The organism is Oerskovia flava, assembly GCF_026163685.1.
Lineage (GTDB): Bacteria > Actinomycetota > Actinomycetes > Actinomycetales > Cellulomonadaceae > Oerskovia_A > Oerskovia_A flava.
This window is the reverse complement of sequence record NZ_JAOXSR010000001.1, coordinates 40303-60855: the sequence shown is the minus strand read 5'-3', so window position 1 is coordinate 60855 and position 20553 is coordinate 40303. Positions and strand designations below refer to the sequence as shown.

20 protein-coding genes are annotated in these 20553 nt (G+C 74.1%); 8 read left to right on the top strand and 12 right to left on the bottom strand.

The genetic code is table 11. The features are described from left to right. Positions 1–18: 18 nt before the first annotated feature. The 3 genes from OHL10_RS00265 to OHL10_RS00255 are packed head-to-tail and all read right to left on the bottom strand — an operon-like array spanning position 19 to position 2307. The gene (locus tag OHL10_RS00265; protein ID WP_265520150.1) at positions 19–420 is read right to left on the bottom strand and encodes a MazG nucleotide pyrophosphohydrolase domain-containing protein; all 402 of its coding nucleotides are present in this window, start codon (positions 418–420) and stop codon (positions 19–21) included. A 34-nt stretch (positions 421–454) separates the two neighbouring features. Further along, a complete protein-coding gene (locus tag OHL10_RS00260) occupies positions 455–1315 on the bottom strand; it encodes an ABC transporter permease (protein ID WP_265520149.1) in 861 nt (286 codons plus the stop codon). Further along, positions 1315–2307 carry an ABC transporter ATP-binding protein gene (locus OHL10_RS00255; protein WP_265520148.1) on the bottom strand — a complete coding sequence of 331 codons (993 nt, stop codon included), beginning with the start codon at positions 2305–2307 and terminating at the stop codon, positions 1315–1317. Before OHL10_RS00255 ends, OHL10_RS00260 begins: the two co-directional genes overlap by 1 nt. Positions 2308–2415: 108 nt before the next feature. Between OHL10_RS00255 and OHL10_RS00250 the strand changes: the two genes are divergently transcribed. Continuing rightward, a complete protein-coding gene (locus tag OHL10_RS00250; protein WP_265520147.1) occupies positions 2416–3300 on the top strand; it encodes a TetR/AcrR family transcriptional regulator in 885 nt (294 codons plus the stop codon). A 31-nt stretch (positions 3301–3331) separates the two neighbouring features. Here OHL10_RS00250 and OHL10_RS00245 read toward each other — a convergent pair whose 3' ends face one another. Both OHL10_RS00245 and OHL10_RS00240 read right to left on the bottom strand, forming a co-directional pair. Then, positions 3332–4219 (bottom strand): sugar phosphate isomerase/epimerase family protein, encoded by an 888-nt coding sequence (locus OHL10_RS00245; protein WP_265520146.1) that lies wholly within the window; start codon positions 4217–4219, stop codon positions 3332–3334. 73 nt (positions 4220–4292) lie between these two features. Continuing rightward, positions 4293–6239, bottom strand: coding sequence for an NHL domain-containing thioredoxin family protein (locus OHL10_RS00240; RefSeq protein WP_265520145.1), 1947 nt, complete (start codon positions 6237–6239; stop codon positions 4293–4295). A 61-nt stretch (positions 6240–6300) separates the two neighbouring features. Between OHL10_RS00240 and OHL10_RS00235 the strand changes: the two genes are divergently transcribed. Continuing rightward, positions 6301–6654: a hypothetical protein gene (locus tag OHL10_RS00235; RefSeq protein WP_265520144.1), complete on the top strand. Its 354-nt coding sequence runs from the start codon at positions 6301–6303 to the stop codon at positions 6652–6654. Between the two features lie 13 nt (positions 6655–6667). Here the strand turns inward: OHL10_RS00235 and OHL10_RS00230 are convergent, their stop codons facing one another. The 5 genes from OHL10_RS00230 to OHL10_RS00210 all read right to left on the bottom strand — a co-directional run bounded on the left by OHL10_RS00230 (position 6668) and on the right by OHL10_RS00210 (position 13373). Next, the gene (locus OHL10_RS00230; protein ID WP_265520143.1) at positions 6668–6883 is read right to left on the bottom strand and encodes a hypothetical protein; all 216 of its coding nucleotides are present in this window, start codon (positions 6881–6883) and stop codon (positions 6668–6670) included. A gap of 124 nt (positions 6884–7007) precedes the next feature. After that, positions 7008–7241 (bottom strand): hypothetical protein, encoded by a 234-nt coding sequence (locus OHL10_RS00225; protein WP_265520142.1) that lies wholly within the window; start codon positions 7239–7241, stop codon positions 7008–7010. Between the two features lie 47 nt (positions 7242–7288). Then, positions 7289–8299: a chymotrypsin family serine protease gene (locus tag OHL10_RS00220; protein WP_265520141.1), complete on the bottom strand. Its 1011-nt coding sequence runs from the start codon at positions 8297–8299 to the stop codon at positions 7289–7291. Positions 8300–8349: 50 nt separating this feature from the next. Further along, positions 8350–10620 carry a YhgE/Pip domain-containing protein gene (locus OHL10_RS00215; RefSeq protein WP_265520140.1) on the bottom strand — a complete coding sequence of 757 codons (2271 nt, stop codon included), beginning with the start codon at positions 10618–10620 and terminating at the stop codon, positions 8350–8352. Beyond that, a complete protein-coding gene (locus tag OHL10_RS00210) occupies positions 10617–13373 on the bottom strand; it encodes an MMPL family transporter (RefSeq protein WP_265520139.1) in 2757 nt (918 codons plus the stop codon). Before OHL10_RS00210 ends, OHL10_RS00215 begins: the two co-directional genes overlap by 4 nt. A gap of 131 nt (positions 13374–13504) precedes the next feature. Between OHL10_RS00210 and OHL10_RS00205 the strand changes: the two genes are divergently transcribed. Next, positions 13505–14188 (top strand): TetR/AcrR family transcriptional regulator, encoded by a 684-nt coding sequence (locus OHL10_RS00205; protein WP_265520138.1) that lies wholly within the window; start codon positions 13505–13507, stop codon positions 14186–14188. A gap of 16 nt (positions 14189–14204) precedes the next feature. Here the strand turns inward: OHL10_RS00205 and OHL10_RS00200 are convergent, their stop codons facing one another. Further along, positions 14205–14969 (bottom strand): helix-turn-helix transcriptional regulator, encoded by a 765-nt coding sequence (locus OHL10_RS00200; protein WP_265520137.1) that lies wholly within the window; start codon positions 14967–14969, stop codon positions 14205–14207. Positions 14970–15062: 93 nt separating this feature from the next. On the opposite strand from OHL10_RS00200, the gene OHL10_RS00195 reads away from it, so the two are divergent. After that, a complete protein-coding gene (locus OHL10_RS00195) occupies positions 15063–15812 on the top strand; it encodes an alpha/beta fold hydrolase (RefSeq protein WP_265520136.1) in 750 nt (249 codons plus the stop codon). Here the strand turns inward: OHL10_RS00195 and OHL10_RS00190 are convergent. Next, positions 15746–17257, bottom strand: a complete 1512-nt coding sequence (locus tag OHL10_RS00190) for a heparan-alpha-glucosaminide N-acetyltransferase domain-containing protein (RefSeq protein ID WP_265520135.1) — start codon at positions 17255–17257, stop codon at positions 15746–15748. The genes OHL10_RS00195 and OHL10_RS00190 overlap by 67 nt on opposite strands. Positions 17258–17478: 221 nt before the next feature. On the opposite strand from OHL10_RS00190, the gene OHL10_RS00185 reads away from it, so the two are divergent. The 4 genes from OHL10_RS00185 to OHL10_RS00170 all read left to right on the top strand — a co-directional run bounded on the left by OHL10_RS00185 (position 17479) and on the right by OHL10_RS00170 (position 20527). Then, positions 17479–18339, top strand: coding sequence for a DUF4397 domain-containing protein (locus OHL10_RS00185; protein WP_265520134.1), 861 nt, complete (start codon positions 17479–17481; stop codon positions 18337–18339). 17 nt (positions 18340–18356) lie between these two features. Continuing rightward, entirely contained in the window at positions 18357–19094 is a 738-nt protein-coding gene (locus OHL10_RS00180; protein WP_265520133.1) for a class F sortase, read from the top strand. 64 nt (positions 19095–19158) lie between these two features. Next, positions 19159–19734, top strand: coding sequence for an RNA polymerase sigma factor (locus tag OHL10_RS00175; RefSeq protein ID WP_265520132.1), 576 nt, complete (start codon positions 19159–19161; stop codon positions 19732–19734). Next, positions 19721–20527 (top strand): anti-sigma factor, encoded by an 807-nt coding sequence (locus tag OHL10_RS00170; RefSeq protein WP_265520131.1) that lies wholly within the window; start codon positions 19721–19723, stop codon positions 20525–20527. Before OHL10_RS00175 ends, OHL10_RS00170 begins: the two co-directional genes overlap by 14 nt. Positions 20528–20553: the final 26 nt, after the last annotated feature.

Genomic DNA, 20553 nt, shown 5'->3' with positions numbered 1-20553 from the left:
GAGACTATCCCGCTGCCCTCACGGGCCGGGCTCGTCGAGCCCGGTCGCGAGCTCAGGCTCCCAGGCGAGCCACTTGCGCCGCACGGCGGCGTCGACGTCGACACCCTGCGAGCGGGCGAGGAGCAGGAGGTGCGCCAGGACGTCGGCGACCTCGTCCGCGAACGCCGGGTCCGCGCCGTCGGGCAGGTTCGCCCCGGTCCCGACGCGCGGGCGGGTGCGCCGTGTGGTCGCGAGGAACGCCTGCACGAGCTCGCCGACCTCCTCGGCGAGCTTGAGCGCGAACCAGTCCGGGTCGCGCTCGATCCCGAACTTGCGCGCGTACAGCGCCGAGATCGCCTCGACGCGGTCGCTCACCTCGGACACCGTGAGCGCGGCCGACGGGGTGGTGGCAGCTCGGTCGGCGGGTGCAGGACGGTCCATCGGTCCAGTCAAGCACCCGCCGACGAGCGGCGCGTCAGACGGTCTTGCGGGTGCGCCGGATGCCGACCCAGAGGCCGACGACGCAGGTGAGCGCGGCGGCGACGAGGCCCCACAGCACGTCGGTGTCCGCGAAGGACCCGGCGAGCAGGGTGCGCTCGGCGTCGACGACGTAGGTGAGCGGATTGAACCGGGCGACGGTCTGCATCCAGGCCGGACCGGCCTCGAGCGGCAGCATCATGCCCGAGAGGATGAGCAGGGGGAACAGCAGCGACTGCTGCACGCCCCAGAACAGCCACTCACGGTTCTTGGCCGCGAGCGCCAGCGCGCTGGACAGCGCCCCGATCCCGATGCCGAACAGGCCGAGCAGCGCGAGCCCGACGAGCAGGTGCAGCGGGTAGAGCTGGAACCCGAACGGCACGCACACGAGCGCGATGATGAGGCCCTGGGCGACGAGCGGTGCGAACTCCTTGAGCGCCCTGCCCACGAGGATCGCCGAGCGGTCGAGGGGTGTGGCGAGGACACGCTCGTAGGAGCCCGTCATCATCTCGTAGAGCAGGTTGGAGCCGGTCATCGAGGTGCCGAAGAGCGAGATCATGACGATGACGCCCGGCACGAACCACTGCAGGGTGTCCGCGGTGGTGCCGCCAGGGCCGCCCATCCCGCCGCCGAGCGCGCCGGTGAGCAGCGGCCCGAAGAGGCCGAGGAAGATCAGCGGCTGCAGCAGGGAGAAGATCAGGGTGAACGGGTCGCGCAGCACGAGGAGGATCTCGCGCGTGAAGACGGCCCACGTGTCGGCGAAGAACTTGGCGGCGCCCGACCGCACCCGCAGGGTGTCGGTGGCGGGTCCGCCCAGGGACCGCGGGGAGCCCGACAGCTCGGTCTGCTGAGCGTTCATCACGCCGCCTCCTCGCGCAGGCTGCGTCCGGTGAGGTTGAGGAAGACGTCGTCGAGGCTCGCCTGCCGCAGCTCGGCCGCGCGGACGCTCAGCCCGCCGACGCGCAGCGCCTCGATCGCCTCGGGCAGCCGGTCGGCGCCGTGGGTGGTGCTGATCCGGACCGTCGTCGCGCCGTCGTCGCCGGGGGCCGTGCTCACCTCGCCCACCGCGTCCGTGAGCGAGCCCTGCACGCGCGCCGCGACGGCGGCGGGGTCGCCGCCCGGCGGCACCGCGGCGTCACCGACGGTGAGGGTGATGACGTCGTCGGCGTGGCTGCGCTTGAGCGCCGCCGGCGTCGCGTCGGCGATGATCTCGCCGTGGTCGATGACGACGACGCGCTCGGCCATCGAGTCCGCCTCGTCGAGGTAGTGGGTCGTCAGGACGATCGTCATGCCGTAGCGCTCGCGCATGGCCGCGATGTGCTCCCACAGGTTCGCCCGGGAGTGGGGGTCGAGGCCCGTCGTCGGCTCGTCGAGGAACAGCAGCGGCGGGTGGTTCATGAGCCCGAGGGCGACGTCGAGCCGGCGCCGCTGGCCGCCGGAGAGCGACTGGACGGTGCGCTTGCCGAGGCCGCCGAGGTCGAGCGCCTCGAGCAGGTCCTGCGCCCGGCGGGAGTACTCGGCGGACGCCAGGCCGTAGAAGCGGCCCTGGTTGTGGAGCTCGTCCAGCACCCGGTAGGAGAAGCCGCCTCCGTTGCCCTGCCCGATGTAGCCGATGCGGGCGCGGACCTGCGCCGGGTCGCGCGCGACGTCGAACCCGGCGACCTCGGCGGTGCCCGCCGTGGGCTCGAGCAGGCTCGTCAGCATGCGCAAGGTGGTGGACTTGCCGGCCCCGTTCGGGCCGAGGAAGGCGACGAGCTCGCCCTCGCGGACGTCGACGTCGACACCTCTGACGGCCTCGACGGTCTCCTTCTTGCGGTGGAAGGTCTTGGTCAGGCCTCGGGCTCGAATCACCGAGACACCCCTTTCGTACGCCGTACCATAATGGAGGAATCACGCTACCATACGGTGTACGCGAAAGGGATCCCCCGTCTGGGCGGGGCACGGAAGGAGGTGGCGCCGGTGACGGAGCAGGCACGGACGCCCGAGCAGACCGGCGACCCGTCGTTCACCGCGCGGCCGGTCGGCGTGATCGCCGCGGCCGAGGCCGGGGTACCGGCCGCGGTCCGGGCCGCCGAGCACGCGCGGGACACCAACGAGCAGTTCCCGGCGGCGCGGTCGCCCGAGGTGTCCCGGCGGCTCGCGCTCCTGTGGGACCCGCCCGCGCCCGCGACCCGTGGCCGCAAGGCGAGCCTGACGCTCGACGAGGTCGTCACCGCCGGGCTCACGGTCGTGCGCGAGGGCGGGCTCGACGCGCTGTCCATGCGCCGCGTCGCCAAGGAGCTGGGCGTCGGCGCCATGTCGTTGTACACCTACGTGCCGGGCCGCACCGAGCTCGTCGACCTGATGATCGACCGCGCCTACGGCGAGATGACGCTGCCCGACCCGGGCGCCCCGTGGCGCGAAGGGCTCGCGCAGTACGCCCGCGCGCACTGGACGCTCTACCTGGACCACCCCTGGATCCTGCAGACCAACATGTGGCGCGCGCCGCTCGCCCCGCACGTGCTCGACGCGCAGGAGGCCGGCCTGCGGACCATCATCGACACCGGGCTGGACGAGGTGCAGGTGGTCGAGACCATCGGCCTCGTCGACAACGTCGTCCAAGGGCTCGCCCGCGCCACCATCGCCGAACGCGTCGACAACGACACGACGGGCGTCGACGCCGACGAGTACTGGACCTCGATGAGCAGCTTCTGGGAGGACTGGTTCGACGTCGAGCGTTACCCCACGATGACGCGGATCTACGTCGGCGGCGGGTTCGACAGCACGTTGGCACCGTTCGAGGCGAGCCTCGGGCGTGTGCTCGACGCGGTCGAGATGCTCGTCGACCGCGCGGCGGCAGGCTGAGCCCCACCGCACGGGTGCCCCACCAGCTGGCTCACCACGCGTCGAGGCTGCGGTGCCGGTGGCCCGGCGGCGGGACGTAGTCCGGGTGGTCACCGGGGGTCAGGTAGGTCCGGGCGAAGGCGAGCGACGCCGCGAGGTCCTCGCGCCGCTCGGCCGCGTCGGTCGCGCGCCGGGTCGCGATCTCGACGACCACGTCCCCCGACCACCCCCGCCGCACGAGCTCGGCCAGGACGTCGGCGCACGGCTGGTCGCCGCGCCCGGGCACCAGGTGCTCGTCCTTCGCCGACGCAGACCCGTCCGCGAGGTGCACGTGCGCGAGCCGTCCGTCGAACACGTCGAGCAGCGCGAGGCTGTCCTGCTGCGCGACCGCGGCGTGCGACAGGTCGAGCGTGACGTGGTCGTAGTCGTGGTCGGTGGGGTCCCAGCCGGGCAGGTAGGCCTGCATCTCGCGCTTGCCACCGCGCCACGGGTACATGTTCTCGACCGCGATGGTCACGTCGCCGCCGTCGTCCAGCTCACGCACGAGGTCCGCGAACTCCCGCGCGTACTTGTACTGCCACCGGAACGGCGGGTGCACGACGACGGTCCGCGCCCCGACCTCCATCGCCAGGTCCACCGTCTTGCGCAGCTTGGGGCCGGGCGCCCTGCCCCACACCCGCTGGCTCACCAGCAGCGTCGGGGCGTGGATGCTCCGGATGGGCATGCCATGGTCCGCGGAGAGCTTCGCGAGGGCGCGCGCGTCCTGCGTGGTCTCGTCCGACCAGACCATGACCTCCATGCCGTCGTACCCGAGCTCGGCGGCGATCTCGAAGGCGAACGGCGCCTTGCGCGGGTAGACGCTCGCGCTGGAGAGGGTCACCTGGATGCGGTCGGCAGTCCCGGTCTCCACCGTCGGGTCCGGCGTCGTCGCGTCTGACATGCCGGACACGATAGACCCGTCACCTGAGGCTGGCACACAGTTCGTGCGACGGGCTGTGGACGAGGCGCGAGGATCAGCCGCGGAGCCGCAGGACGAGGGTCCGTCCGTCGTCCCCGGTGTCGCCGACGACCCGCACGGGCACTCCCCAGTCCTGCTGGGCGAGATGGCAGGCGGGGAACACGTCCGGATCGGGCTCACCATCCGGACCGCGCGGGACGACGTCGCACGACGCCGCCCGGGCGGTCACGTGCAGCACCCCCTCGGCGACCGCGGGGTCGATCACCAGGTCGCGGGACAGCTCGGTGCCCGTCCCGGCCCCCGACCGTAGGAGCTCCGGCGGCGTCGCGCTGACCTGCAGCTCCGTCGACGGCCCGAACCGGTCGTCGAGCTTCTGCCCCGGCGCGGGCACGAACGGCACGTCCAGCCGCAGCGCGCCGGCCACGACCTCGGTGACGGGTCGCTGCGTGCGGTGCGCGCCGCCGTCGAGCACCTCGCCGGCGAGCGTGGCGGGCAGGGCGACGCGGGTGATGCGGTGCGCCGCGGACTCCACGACGAGCAGGTGCACGGCCTGGTCGTCGCCGTCGCCGGAGACCTGCACGACGACGTCGCTGGGCTCCGCGAGACCGGTCGCCAGGGTCGTCACCTCGCCGGGCTGCGACGGCCCGGCCGCGGCGTAGCGGCGCAGGGCGCCGTTGTAGGTGTCGGCGACGACGACGCTGCCGTCGGGCAGCGCCGCGACCCCGAGCGGGTGCTGCAGCAGCGCCTGGTCGGCCGGCCCGTCGCGGTGACCGAAGTCGAACAGCCCTTGCCCGACGGCGGTCCGCACCACGACGCCCGCGCCCTCCACGGTCTCGACGCGGCGCAGCGCGGACGTCTCGGCGTCGGCGACCCAGAGCGCGCCGTCACCGGCGACGGACAGCCCCGACGGCTGCGCGAACCAGGCCCTCTTGCCGGGCCCGTCCTCGAGCCCTTCGTTCATCGTCCCGGCGAGCAGGAGGATGCCGCTCTCCTTGTCGGCGCCTTCCGGCACGAACACCCACAGGGCGTGGTGGCCCGCCATCGCCACGACGAACGCGGCGAGCTCCTGCGACCACACCACGTCCCACGGCGACGACAGCTTCTGCCGCAGGGGCCCGTGGCCTCCTCCTTGGAGCACGTTGTCGGCCGCGCCCACCATGTACTGCTGCCCGTTCCCGGCCACGGTGGTCACGACACCGTCGGCGAGCCGCACGCCACGCAGCGCGTGGTTCACCGTGTCGGCGACAAGCACGTCGTACCCGAGGGAGGCGCGCAGCTCGACGGGGACGAGGCACAGGCCGTCGGGCTCGCTGAACCGTGCGGTGTCGGGCGCGCCGTCGACGAGCCCCCGCTCACCGGAGCCGATGCGCCGGACGAGCGTCTCGCCGTCGGGCGCGAGCTCGGCGAGCGAGTGGTGCCCCGCGTCGGCGACGAGGAGGTTGCCCCCGGGCAGCTCGATCGCCGCGGCAGGGAAGCGCAGGGTGCCCGACGTCGGTGCGGGCGGCACGTAGGGGCCGCTGCCACGGTGCAGCGTCCCCGTGGCGTCGTGCTCGGCGACGAGCTCGTCGACCAGCGCAGCGAGCGTCGAGGCGTGCCCCTCCCCCGCCATCTGCGCGACGACGTACCCCTCGGGGTCGATGACGACGAGCGTCGGCCAGGCCCGGGCCGTGTACGCGGACCAGGTCACGAGGTCCGGGTCGTCGAGCACGGGGTGGTGGACCTCGTACCGCTCGACGGCCGCGGCGAGCGCGGCGGCGTCCGCCTCGTGCTCGAACTTCGGCGAGTGCACCCCCACGATGACCAGCTCGTCACGTCGAGCCTCCTCCAGCTCGCGCAGCTCGTCGAGGACGTGCAGGCAGTTGACGCAGCAGAACGTCCAAAAATCCAGCACGACGACCTTCCCGCGCAGGTCAGCGAGGGTGACGTCCTTCCCGCCGGTGTTGAGCCAGCCGCGCCCGACGAGCTCGGACGCACGGACACGGGGAAGTCGTGAGGTAGCCACCCCGATATTCTGCGGCACCGCGCCGCAGCGCAGCAGCGACGACCAAGGGCACGGTGGCAGGATGAGCACCATGCGTCTGCTGCACCTCGCGTCGAATCGGATCGATGTCGACTGGGAGCCGGGCGACGAGTTCCTCTACCCGTACGAGGTGATGGTGGTGCTCGACGCCCCGGCGCCGCACGTCTGGGTCGCGGAGGGCGTCACGCACGGCGCTGCGGCCGCGCGACTCACCCCGCACGAGGCCCTGGCGCCGCGCTGGCACGACCACGTCGTCAAGGCCGGCGGGTTGTGGCTCGGGCCCTACCTGCGGCGCCTCACCGACGGTGAGGCCGTCAGCGAGGCGGAGCTCGTCGACGCGTTCACCGCGATCCACGGACGGGCTCCCCGGATCCAGGTCGTGCCCGACCGCACGTGACAGCGGGTCTCGCTCAGACGACCATCAGGGATCCGCGGGCGACGCTGCGCGGTACGCCGTGGGCGGCGGCCCACCGCTCGACGAGCCGGCGGTCGGCGCGGACGCGCAGGACGCCGCGGGGTGTGGACCAGGCGGTCTCGCGGTGCTCGGCCAGTGCCTCCCGGTCGTGCTCGAGCGCCCAGAGCAGGGCCGTGCGCACGACGTCGGGTGCCGGAGTGTCGTCGTCCATCGAACCGTGCCTCTCCTCGCCACGGCGGTCGGTGACCGCCCTTGTGGAAGGAGACGTCCGAGCGGACGGATCATGACGCGGTTCCCGGAAGCGACTTTTCCGGACATTCCAGCGGTGAGCCGGATCAGCCGGCCCGGATCACGCCCACGACGCGGATGCGCACGCCCACGCCGTCGATCTCGTCGGGGAGGTCGTCGCACGCGGCGGACGACGCGACGTTGACCTGGACCACCCAGTCGTCGACCGGGTCCGGCTCGTGCGGGACGCGCGCCACGCCCACCCCGGAGACGCCGTCGCGTCCGCCGAGCATGTCCACCAGCTCGCGCTTCGCGGCCCGGGCCTGCTCGAGGCTCGCCATGGCCGATCACCTCCTCGGCACCATTGTCCGCCTGCCGGTCGCCCGCGTCACCCGGCGAGGGTGACCCCGAGCGCACCGAGCACGGTGTCGATGGGGTTGACGTAGGTCAGGCCGGTCCCGTTGGCGCCACCCGTCTCGGATCCCGCGAACAGCAGGCCGAGCGCGAGGCCGCCCTCGGTGTACACGAGCGACCCGGAGTCCCCGCCGAGCGAGAACGGGCCGTCCCCGGTGGACTCCACCTCGATCTGGCCGTCGAAGCGCAGCGCACCGAGCTCGTCGCCGAAGCCGACGACGACGTCGTCGAGCTCGATGGCGGTCACCACACCTGCCGTCTCGGCGGTCGTGCGCCCGATCTTGCCGACACGCTCCCCGCCCAGCGCCGTCACCGTCCGGGTGATCCGGCCGACCGGGTGGTCGAGATCGACGTCCGCGTCGTCCAGCAGGGCGATCGCCGCGTCGACCGTGGCGGTCTGCCCCGGCACCAGCGGGACGGCCCGCGCCAGGACACCCACCCGGTCGCCCGGGGCGCGCCCACCGTCCGCCGGGCCCGGCTGGACGACGACGTCCCCCGCCCGGGCAGCGGGCGACCCGGCGAGCACGTGGTAGTTCGAGAGGGCGCAGAGCGCGCCGTCGTCCCGCACGAACGCCCCGAGCGTCCCGGCGCTCACGTCGACGTGCGCGATCGACACCCCGGGGCGCAGCGGGCGCTCCCTGCCCGTCTCGCCCGCTGCGCGGGCGGTCGCGACCGGAGGGCGCGGCGTCTCGCCGGGCGACGCCGCGACCCGCCCGGTCCGGCGCACGTCCACGGTTCCCCCGGCCTCGGCCGCGACCTTGCGCGCGATGCTGCGCGCGGCGGGCAGGCCCAGGCGGTAACGGACCGCGATCGCGTAGCCGCCCTCGCCGCGGGGCGCCAGCCCGAGCGCGAGGGTGGGCGACCGCACGAGGCTCGACGCGTCGGGCGCGGCGTTGGCCTCGATCTCCGCCCCGCCGCGCTCCGCCAGCTCACGGGCGTACCCGACCAGCTGCGACTTGACCGCCCGTGCCTCATCCCTGTCCATGGCTGGAGTCTGGGGCAGGCCACCGACACCCGCCCGCAGACCCGCCGGGGTCAGGCCCGCAGGAGCGCGCCGACGCGCACGGTGCGGCGTCGCGCGACCACCAGGATCGTGACGACGACGGACACCGCGCTCCACACGACCAGCGCCGCGATGTCGCCACCTGCCCCGCCGGCGCCCGGCTCGGCGACCGCGACGAGCGCGTCCGTCGCCGGGCCCACGGGCAGCAGGTCCCGCACGGCGACCAGGGCGTCGGGCACGGTCGCGACCACACCGGTCGCGAGCGCGAGGACCGCGATCAGCAGGCTGATGCCCCGCCCGACGTTCCCCAGGGCCGCCGCGAGCGCCTGGTTGAGCGCGACGAACGTGACGGACACGAGCACCCCGAGGCCCATGAGGCCGAGCCATCCGCCGGCGCTCGCACCCTCGACGGCGGCGAGCACCGCCCCGGTGACGAGGCCGGTGACGGCACCGAGCCCTGCGGGCACGGCGAGCGTCGACAGGGCAAGCCGCACGGTCGAGCGTGTCGAGCCGAGCGCCCGCAGCGGCACGGCCGGGAAGGCCACGAAGAGCGCGAGCGCTCCGAGCCACAGGGCGACGACCGCGAAGAGCGGGCCGGTGGACCCGGTGCCGAGTCCGTCGACACCGGGTGCCGTGACCGGGTTCGCGACGACGCCTGCGAGGTTCTCCCGCTCGGCGTCGCCGTAGGTGGGGATCTCCTCGGTGGCCTGGCCGAGGCCGTCGGCGAGCTCGGCGCTGCCGTCGGCCAGCTGCCCGACGCCGCCCGCGAGCTCGCCCACGCCGCTCGCGACTCCCTCGGTCCCGGTCGCCAGCTGGGTCGCGCCGTCGCCGAGCGCGGTGACACCGCCCGAGAGTCCTGACGTGCCGCGGGCCAGCTCCTCGGCGCCGGTCGCCAGCGTGCCGGCTCCGCCGCTGAGGGTGCCGAGGCCGTCGGCGAGCCCGCGCGCGCCGGTCGCGAGGTCGCCCGCACCGACGGCGGTCTGCTCGGTGCCGTCCGCGAGCGCCTCGGCCCCGGTCCGGAGCTCGCCGGTCCCGGCGGAGAGTGCGCCGAGGCCTGCGGCGAGCGCGGCGTTGCCGTCGGCGACCTCCTGCGCCCCGGCCCGCAGCTCACCGAGCTGCCCGCCGCCCTCGCCGAGGCCTGCCCCGGCCTCGGCGATCGTCCGGCAGATCTCTTCCAGCTCGGGCGACGCGGGTGCGGCGCAGCCGAGCTCGGCGGCGAGGCCGCCGAGGAGCTCGGTCACGCCCTCCCCTGCTGCCTCGAGCTCTCCCACGAGCACGTCCACGCCGTCCGCGACCTGCTGCGACCCGTCGGCGAGCCGCTGCGCCTGGTCCGGCAACGCGCCGACCTGCTCGTCCAGCTCGGTGACGCCGTCGGCGAGGCTCCGCGCACCACCGGCGAGGCCGTCGACGCCGTCGGCCAGCTCGGCGGCTCCGCCCGCCAGCCCGGCTGCGCCGGCCGCGCTCTGGGCCGCGCCACCCGCGAGGCTCCGCGCCCCGGTCGCCAGGTCACCCGCACCACCGGCGAGCCGGCGGGCGCCGCTGTCGAGCTCGCCGACCCCCGTGGCCAGGTCACCCGCACCGCCGGCGACCTGGTCGGCGCCGTCGGCGAGCTCCTGCGCACCCGAACCGGCCTCGGCCGTGCCGTCCGCGAGCTCCTGCGCGCCGTCGGCCGCCTCGCCGAGCTGTTCGCCCAGCGTGGTGAACCCGGTGAGCACGCCGTCGACGTAGTTCTCCGTGAGGGTCGTGCCCATGAGCGTCGCCGCGGCCGTGGTGACGATGCGGGCGAGCGCCTCGTCGATCACGCGGCCACCGGGGGCGGTGTCGACGTCGATCGTCGCCTGCTGCGCGTCGGCGGCGGCGCCGCTGAACGACGTGGCCGCGGCGGAGAAGTCCTCGGGGATGGTCACGACGGCGGCGTAGGTGCCGTCGGCGAGGCCGGCGGCCGCACCCTCGGCGTCGGTGATCTCCCAGTCGTAGTTGGTCGTCGAGGTCGAGGTCAGGTCGCCGTCGTCGGACGCGCCGGCCGACGTGTCGTCGAGCGCGACGTCGCCACCGCTGACCAGCCCCGCCGCGAGCTGACGGCCGAGCGGCACGGTCTGCCCGTCCAGCTCGACGGGCTCGTCGTTGTTGACGATGGCGGCCTTGACGGTGTCGAGGCGGTCCTGCGGGGACCACAGCGCCCACAGGAGCAGGCCGAGGACGAGCACCGGCATCAGCACCGCGGCGACGACCGTCCAGGGTGTCCACGAACGGTTCGTGGCCCCCGCGCGGGGAGCCTGTGCGGCCTGACGTCCCGCGCTCATGCGTGCACCTCCTGTGCGATCTGCTGTCCGTCGGCCGTGTCCGTGCGTCCCGCCCGCTCGGCGGCGGCGAGGTCCAGCACCTGCGCGCCCGGTGGCGCGAGGTCGAAGGGCACGGCACCCACCGCCCCGAGCACGACCGTCACCCCTGCCGCCCGGGCGCGGTCGACCGCGGACGCGAGGTCACGTCGGTCGACCTGACCGACGACGGCGTCCGTGCGGTCAAGGACGAGGACGCGCGGACCCTCCGCGAGCGCGTGGTCCACGGCCCCCGGCAGTCCGTCGGCGAGGTCGACCACGGCCACCCGGCGGCGCACCGCGCCCGCCCGCTCGGGCAGGACCAGCCCGGTCACCTTGACCGCGCCGGCCGCCGGCCGCAGGCGACCGGCCAGCGCGAGCAGCAGACCCGACACCGCGGCGGGTGCCGGCCCGTGCACGAGGAGGACACCGCCGTCGGGCACCCGGACCGTGACCGGGCCCGCGATCGGGCCGCGCGGCCCGGCAACGACCAGGTCGTGGGCGACGACGGCGTCCGTCGCCCCCTTCTCCGGCCAGTCGGCGAGCGCGAGCTCCTTCGCCAGGCCCTCGCCCTCGACGTCGAACGACGGCAGCGCGCGGTCGAGCCAGCGCGGCATCCACCACGCCTTGTCCCCGAGCAGCGCAAGGACGGCGGGCACGAACACCATGCGGACCACGAACGCGTCGACCGCGACACCAACCGCCAGCCCGAGGGCGATGGGTTTGAGGTTCATGTCCCCCTCGGGGACGAACGCCACGAACACCGCGAACATGATGACGGCGGCCGCGGTGACGACCTTCGCGGAGCCCTGGAACCCGGTGCTGATCGACGTCAGCGCATCCCCCGAGTGCACGTAGTCCTCCCGGATGCGCGCGACGAGGAACACCTCGTAGTCCATCGCGAGCCCGAAGAGCACGCCCATGAGCACGATCGGCATGAAGCTGATCACCGGCCCGAGCCGCGTGACGTGCAGCGCGTCGGCGAGGACCCCTGCGTCGAACACCAACGACACCACGCCGAACGCCGCACCGACCGACAGCAGGTACCCGATCGTGGCCTTCACCGGCACCCAGACCGACCGGAACACCATCGTGAGGAGCACCAGCGACAGCCCCACCACGACCAGTGCGAACGGCAGCAACGCCGCGCCCAGCTTCTCGGAGACGTCGATGCCGACCGCGGTGAACCCGGTCACCGAGAGGTCCACGCCGTGCTCGTCGAGGAAGCGGTCGTGCAGGGACCGGATCTCGTGGACGAGGTCCTCCGTCTCCTCCGAGTCCGGCGCGCCCTCCGGGACCACCTGGATGATGCCCGTGTCCGCGCTCTGGTTCGGCGTCGCGAGCGGCACGTCGGCGACGCCCGGCAGCTGGCGGATCTCGTCCGCGAGGTCCTCCATCAGGCCGACCGGGTCGGTGCTCGTGACGATGCTGCCCGTGACGATGAGCGGGCCGTTGTAGCCCTCGCCGAAGTTCTCGGAGACGAGGTCGTACGTGACGCGCGCCGAGCTGCTCTCGGGCAGCGACCCGGCGTCGGGCAGCGCGAGACGCAGGTTGAGCGCCGGGACCGACAGCAGCCCGATGGCGACCACGACGATCGCGATCGTCACCGCCGGCATCCGGGTGACGGTGCGGACCCAGCCGGCGAAGAAGCGGTTGTGGTGCTCCCCGGAGGCGACGGGTGCCGCCTTCGAGCGGCGGGTCCTCGACCGGCCGGGCCGGGGGCGCAGGCGCTCGCCGGCGGCACCGAGCATCGCGGGCACGAGCGTGATGGACACGAGCACGGCCACCCCGACGGCGACGGCGGCGGCGACACCCATGGTGGTGAGGAACGGGATGCCCGCGACGCCGAGGCCGACGAGCGCGATCATCACCGTGAGGCCCGCGAAGATGACGGCCGACCCGGCCGTCGCGACCGAGCGCGCGATCGACTCCTCGACGGCGAGACCGTCGCGGAGCTGGTCGCGGTGGCGCGAGACGATGAACAGGGCGTAGTCGATGCCGACGGCGAGGCCCAGCATCACGGCCAGCATGGGGGTGGTCGAGTTGATCGGCGCGAGCGCCGTGGCCGCGAAGAGCAGGCCCATGGAGATGCCGACCCCGGCGAGCGCGTTGAGCAGCGGCAGACCGGCCGCGACGAACGACCCCAGCGTGAGCACGAGCACGACGAGCGCGACGACCAGGCCGAGGCCCTCGGTGAGGGTCATCTCCGGGAACTCGTTGCTGTAGAGCTGCCCGCCGAGCGATGCCTGCGACCCGGCCGGGAGGGCGGTGGCCAGGTCGTCCACGGCCGTCTCGAGCGCGGCCCTGGTCTCGTCGGTGATGGTCTCCTGCTCGCCGTCGAGCTGGACCGTCAGGAGCACCGCCGACTCGTCGTCGCTCACCGACGCCGGCATGAGGTCGTCGTACGGCGACGTGACCCCGGCGACCTGCTCGATCGCGGTGAGCGCGTCGACCCCGTCCTCGACGGGGCCGCGCACGCTGTCGTCGTCGATCCGCACGCCGTCGGGCGCGACGACCACGACCTGCGCGCTGGCGCCGCTGACCTGCGGGAACGTCGAGGCAAGACGGTCGAGCGCTGCCTGCGACTCGGTCCCGGGGATCGAGACCTCGTTGTCGAGGCCCTGGTTGAAGAGGGCGGCCATCCCGCCGACCAGCACGAGGACGGCGATCCAGCCCACGACGACCAGTCGCCGCGCCTGCACGGCCCAGCGCCCGAGGGAGTAGAGGACAGAGGACACGCGGCCTCCAGGTGAGATGACGGTCTGATAGATACGCCGCTGTATCCGATACGCGAACGTATCCGATACGCTGGTGCATCGCAAGCCTCGACATCGCTCGAGCCTCGACCACCAGTGGGAGCATGTCTGCCGTGACCACCGACCTCGACAACCCAGCCGTCTCACCCCGACGCGAGCGCACCCGCGAGCGCCTGCTCGACGCCGCGTACGACGAGTTCGCCGCGCAAGGGATCCACGCGGCGTCGATCGAGGCCGTCTGCGAGGCCGCCGGATTCACCCGCGGGGCGTTCTACTCGAACTTCGCGAGCAAGGAAGAGCTCTTCCTCGCCCTGGCCGACCGGGAGACCCGCAAGCGGATCGCGAACCTGGAGGGCGCCGTCGAGCACCTGCCGCGCCGGCCCGCGCGAGACGGCGCCGTCGAGCCCGCGATGGTCGCGGAGGTCATCACGGCCGTGATGGCGGACCCCAGCGACGAGCGCCGCTGGCACCTCATGAGCGCAGAGTTCGAGCTGCTCGCACTGCGCGACCCGCAGGTGGCTGCCCGCTTCGTGGCCCAGGAGCACCGGTTCCTCGTCGACGTGTCCGGGATCCTCGAACGCACCCTCGAGAGCATCGGCCTGCGCTTCGCCGTCGACCGCGACGACGCGACGCGGCTGCTCGTCAGCGCGTACACCGCGGCGGCGCACGAGTCCTTCCTCGTGGCCGACGGCGACGCTGCGGCTCGTCGCACCCGGGAGAGCACGTGGCTCCCGACCCTGGTGAGCCGACTCGTCGAGCCACTCGAGCCGCCGGACCGCGACGGCCGGACCGGCTGAACCGCCCCGAGCGCCGTCAGCGCACGGACGCCGCGCCGGCGGGCGGCTCCCCGACCTCCTCGACCGGGCGCGGCGCGTAGGTCTCCCCCGTGACGTCGGCGCGCACCACGCGGGAGAGGCGGAACCACCGCATCCCCTCGCGCAGCCGGCACCACCCCACGAGGTACCAGGCGCCGTCGGTGTGCGCGAGGATCACTGGCTCGACCCGGCGCGACGTCTCCTCGCCGCGGCTGTCGCGGTACCGGACGGCGAGCACGCGCGAGCCGGCGAGCGACTGCTCGACAGCACGCAGCACGCGCAGCCGCACCCGTGCGCGCCCGACGACGTCGCCCACCTCCGGAACCGCGTCGGCGTCCGCCGAGGGTTCGGCGTCCGCGGCGGCGTCGGACGACCGACGGACCCACACGCGCGCCGCCAGCGCCGTGGCGCGCTCGCGGTCGCCCGCGGCGAGCGCGTCCCAGACCTTGCCCCGCGCGGCGTGCGCGTCGACGGCGAACGGGCTGCCTGGCGGCAGCGTCGCGAGCGCGACGGCCACCGCGACGGCCTGACCTGGCGTGAAGTTCACGGGCGGGAGCGTCGCGCTCGGGTCGAGCACGTAACCGCCGCCCGGACCCGCCTGCGCCCAGATGGTCAGGCCGGCCTGCTGCAGGGCCGCGACGTCACGCTTGATGGTCCGCTCGCTCACCTCGAGGGCCGCTGCGAGACGCGGGCCGGTGGTGCCCGTGCGCCCTGATCTGCGCAGCTCCTCCGCGATCGCGTAGAGACGTTCTGTCTTGTTCACACCCTCCCCCTCCCGGCGGTCCAGCAGGTGCGGCACCCGTCGTCGAACAATGGTGACAGACAGGTGTCACCAGGGCGGTGCGAGAGTCGAGACATGACCAGTCAGCAGAGCACCTCCTCGCACCCCGCACCCGTCCACGTCGTCCTCGTCCCCGGCTTCTGGCTCGGGGCCTGGGCGTGGGACGACGTCGTCCCGCACCTGCGGGCAGCCGGCCTCGTCCCGCACGCCGTCACCCTTCCCGGCCTCGACCCGGCCGCCTCGGCGCACGACCGCGCAGGCGTCACCCGCGACGACCACGTCGACGCCGTGGCCGACCTCGTCGCCGGGCTCGACGGCGACGTCGTGCTCGTCGGGCACAGCGGCGGCGGGCCGGTCGTCCAGCAGGTCGTCGACCGCGACCCCACCCGCGTGCGACGCCTCGTCTACGTGGACACGGGCCCGCTCGTCGACGGCGCTGCGCTGCGCCCCGCGCTGCCCGCGGACGCGGACGAGCTCCCGCTACCGTCCTGGGGCGAGCTCGCCGACGAGGGGTCGAGCACCGACGGGCTCGACGACGCGCAGCTCGCCCGCTTCCGGGAGCGCGCGGTGCCGACACCGGGCCCCGTGGCCCGCGGGCCGGTCCGTGTGTCCGACCCTGCGCGGCTCGCCGTCCCCACCACGGCGATCTGCACGTCGCTGCCATCCGCGGTCCTCGCCGAGCTCGCGAACCCCGGCCCGCCCCTGCACACCGAGATCGGCGAGCTGACCGACCTCACGTACGTCGACCTGCCGACCGGTCACTGGCCGATGTTCTCCCGGCCGGCCGAGCTCGCCGGCGTGATCGCGGACGCCGCGCTGTCCTGAGGCTCGCCCGCACCCTCGTCTGCACCGGCGCCCGCGGCGGACTCCGCAGCCTCGGCCCCACGACGGGCCGGCGGCCGGGGCGCGGACACCGTCGCGGCGCGGCGGGACACGGTCGACACGACCCGCTCCAGCGGCCCTTGGCCGAGCAGTCGCCGCCAGACGACCGCGAAGACCAGCGCCCCGGCGACCAGCGTCGCGAAGAAGAGGGTAGGCCTGTCGGCGAACCACGAGCCCCCGAACGCCAGGGCGACGACGTGCAGCGAGTACAGGGTCAGGGCCATCGTGCCCGCGGCGGCCACCGGGTACAGCACACGGCGCACCGGGCGGGGGGCGAGCAGGCACAGGCCGATGACGAGGAGTGCGATCCCCGAGGACCCGACGACCTCGAACGGCGTCCCGGTGTGCGGCTCGGCACCGACCAGCCCCGTGAGGTCCGTGGTGAACGCCGTCCCTTCGTCGTACCACTCGTCGTCGGAGAGGTCCCCGGTGGAGTCCGCCCACCCGGACGGCTCGCAGTAGACGAACCCGTCGCCGTCGGGATAGCAGGTGCTGCCGGACAGGTCGATCGTGTCACCCGGCACACCCTCGTCCAGGACGTCCGAGCCCGAGCCGGAGAGGTCGCTCTCGAAGGAGCTCGACGACGAGTACCCGTACCCCGCCGACTCGAGCCCGGCCGCTCGCGTCGAGGCCCAGCCCCCGGCGTAGCCCGCCACCGCGAGCAGCAGTCCGACCACGACGAGCCGTGTGCGCACGACCCTGCTCGTCAGGTCGAGTCGCCCCACCCCGAGACCGAGCAGCACGAACGCGATCCACACGAGGCCGGGGTACGTGCTCGTGAGGGCGAGGTCGAGGAAGCCGCTCGGGTACGCGCCCCACCACAGGAGCGCGTCGCTGACGAGCAGCCGTGCGACCGGCCCGACGACCGCGAGGATCCCCGCGAGCACGAACAGCCGGCGCGGGGACCAGCGCAGGAACGGCAGCGCGACCACCAGCAGGACGGCGTACACCTCGAGGATGACGGCGACCGAGCCGAACAGGGCGAGGACGGAACCGAGCGCGAAGATCAGGGCCGCCCGCACGAGCACGCGCGTGCGAGCGTCCCGCATCTCCGCACCGCCGAGCGGCCGGCGACCGCCGGACATCAGGGCCAACGAGATGCCCGCGAGCGTCGCGAAGAGGATGGACGACCGCCCGTGCACCACGCCCGCCCACGTGGTCGGGTCCCAGCCGAGCTCCGCGGTGGAGAGCGTGTGCGCCCCGAACATGCCGATGATCGCGAGCCCGCGCGCCAGGTCGATGCCCACCAGCCGCGGCCGACGGCCCCCGGGCGCCGGGATGGCCGGTGCGGTCGGCGCGACGGTCGGCTCCACGGTCGGTGCCGGCGGTGCGGGTGGCGCGTTGACCTGCGGTGTCGGGTCCACCGGAGGCTCTGCGGTCGTCGTCATGCGCTGAAGGTAGCGCCCGCCCCCGACCGTGTGCATCAGTCCCTGGGTGGATGCCGACCACCCCGGGCCGCCCCCCCCCCCCCCCCCGACGACGGTCCGTCGAAAAAAGTCTCGGACCGGTGCATCCGGATCGCGTCCCGCGGGAGAAGTAGTGGATGTCAGCAGCTCCACACGTAGTTCTCGTTCGATCACGGACGACCGACAGACTCCTGGAGACACTCATGGTCACGCGACACCGCACGGCCGGCGCCATCGCCGGCACGGCCGCACTCACCCTGGCCGCGCTCGGCGGCCTCGCCGGCACGGCTGCCGCCGACACGGAGGACGGCGCGCAGCTGTCCGTCCTGCACGGCGTCCCCGACCTGACCGTCGACGTCTACGTCGACGGCGAGCTCACGCTGGACGACTTCGAGCCCGGTGACCTCGCCGGCCCGCTCGACCTGCCCGCCGGGACGTACTCCGTGGCGATCACCGCCGCGGACGCCGAGGACGACAGCGAGCCGGCGATCGGCCCCGTCGACCTCCCGCTGGACGCGGGCGGCAACTACACCGCCGTCGCGCACCTCAACGCCGACGGCGAGCCGACGGCGACCCTCTTCACGAACGACACCTCGCAGACCGCCGCGGGAGAGGGCAGGCTCACGGTGCGCCACGTCGCAGCCGCGCCCGCCGTCGACGTGCTCGCCGGTGACTCCCCCGTCATCGAGGGCCTCGAGAACCCTGACGAGGAGGTCCTCGACCTGCCCGCCGGGACCGTGTCCGCCGCGGTCGCCGCAGCCGGGACCACCGACCCCGTCATCGGCCCGGCCGACGTGAACGTGGCCGAGGGTGTCAACACCATCGCGTACGCGTGGGGCAGCCTCGAGGACGACAACCTGGCGCTCGCCACGCAGACCATCGACGGTCTGCACTCGTCCCCGTCCGGCGTCCCCGCCGGTGAGGTCGGCCTCGCGGCGACCAGCTCCTCGCAGGCCCCGTGGATGCTCGCCTTCGGTGGCGGCCTCGTGGCGCTGTTCATCGGTACGGCCGGCGTGATGCTCGCCCGCGCCGCCCGTGAGCGGTCGGCCCAGCAGGTCCGCTGAGGAGTCGACCGACCCGCATGAGGAGAACTCCCCTGGACGCAGCGAGTCCGGCGCACCGGTCCCCCGTCATGGCCACCCGCGCCGGGCTCGCTGCCCTCGTCTCGCTGGTCCTGCTCGCCGCCGCGTGCGCAGGACCGACCGACGTGCCCGACGGCGCCCCGCCCGTGGCCTCCGCACCCGCCACGGGCGAGGCGCAGGAACCGGCCGACGACGGTGCACCGGACCCCGACGCCGGACCCGCCGACGCGGCAGCCGACCTGCCCGACGTGCCGGTCCGGCCCGCGACCGACCAGGCGCCGGCGGCACCGCCGGCCCCCGAACGGCTCGTCATCAGCGCACTCGACATCGACATGACCGTCGACCGCGTGGGGATCGAGGACGACGGGACCATGGAGCTACCGCCGACCGGTGAGCGCGCCGGCTGGTACGAGTTCGGACCAGCACCCGCCAGCCCGGCGGGTACGACCGTCGTCGCCGCGCACGTCGACACCCGCAGCGGAGGGCTCGGGCCGTTCGCGGCCCTCCTGGAGGTCGAGACCGGCACCGAGGTGACGGTGACCGACGCGGACGGCACGACCCACAACTACACAGTGGACGGTGTGGAACGCATCCCCAAGGACGAGGTCCAGCTCGACGCGGTGTTCGACCGCGCCGGCGACCCCCGGCTCGTCCTGGTGACCTGCGGTGGCACCTTCGACCAGCGAGCCGGACACTATGCGGACAACGTCGTGGTCACGGCGGTACCCGCGCAGTGATTCGGGCGCTACCCTCGACTGGACGATCTGACCAGCAGCACGCAGGACACGCGAAGGAGCGCACGTGACCGGTCCCGACGGGGCGGACCGCGACGTCGGCGAGCTCGGCGCCGCCTTCGCGGCGGGCGACGAGACCGCGCTCGCGACCGCCTACCGGCGGTGGTCGGCGCTCGTGCACACGGTCGCGATGCGCTCCCTCGGCTCCCGCTCCGACGCCGAGGACGTCACCCAGCAGGTGTTCGTCGCCGCCTGGCGCGGCCGGGAACGCTTCGACCCCGACCGCGCGAAGCTGCCCACCTGGATCATGGGCATCGCCCGCAACACCATCGCGGACGCCCACGAGGCCCGCACACGTGCTCGGCGGTCGGAGCAAGCCGCGACGCTCGTCGCGACGAACCCTCACCAGGAGACGACGGACACGGTGGCCGGGAACATCACCGACCGTGTCCTCATCGCGGACGAGCTGGGCCGCCTCGGGGACCCGGGGAGGACGATCCTGGAGCTGGCGTTCTACCGCGACCTGACGCACGTGCAGATCGCGGAGGAGCTCTCGCTCCCGCTCGGGACGGTCAAGAGTCACGTCCGGCGAAGTCTCAGCCGGCTGCGCACACGATTGGAGGTGGACGGTGCAGCACGTTGATCCAGAGATCCTCGCGCTCCTCGCTCTCGGCGAGGAACCCGCCGAGGTCGCGAGCGACGCCGAGCTCGCCCACGCCTCCACCTGCCCGCAGTGCGCCGGTGAGGTCGCCGAGCTCGGCCACGTCGCGCGGACCGGCCGCGAGAGCGGCCACGCCGAGCCGCTCGTCGCGCCCGTACCCGCCGTCTGGGAGCGGGTGCACGCCGAGCTCGGTCTGAGCGACGCGGTCGCCCGGCTCGACGAGGTCGAGCCCACCGCACCCCTGCCCGCTGGACCGGCTGAGCCCGCTGAGCCCGAGGTGCAGGGTGGGACGGTGCACTCGCTGGCCGACCGCCGTCGGGCACGCGCGGTGCCCGTGGCCTGGACGGCTGCCGCCGCGAGCGCGGCGCTCGTCGTCGGCGTCACCGGCGGGGTCCTGTGGGAGTCTCGCGAGACCGCACCCTCCGTGACGACCCTCGCCACGGCCGCGCTCGACGCGCTGCCCGACTGGCCCGATGCGGCCGGCGACGCCCGGGTCGAGGAGACCGCCGACGGCACACGCCAGGTCGTGGTCAGCGTCGACGCCCCCACCGCGCCGGACGGGGCCGTCGACGGGTACCGCGAGGTGTGGCTCATCGCGGACGACCTCAGCGGGCTCGTCAGCCTCGGCGTGCTCGAGGGCACCGAGGGCCGGTTCGACGTCCCGACCGGGCTCGACCTCGACCGCTACTCGCTCGTCGACGTCTCGCACGAGCACTTCGACGGCGACCCGACGCACTCGGGCGACTCGATCGTGCGCGGCGGCCTGCAGACCTGACCCGCCCCCCACCGGGGACGCGGGCC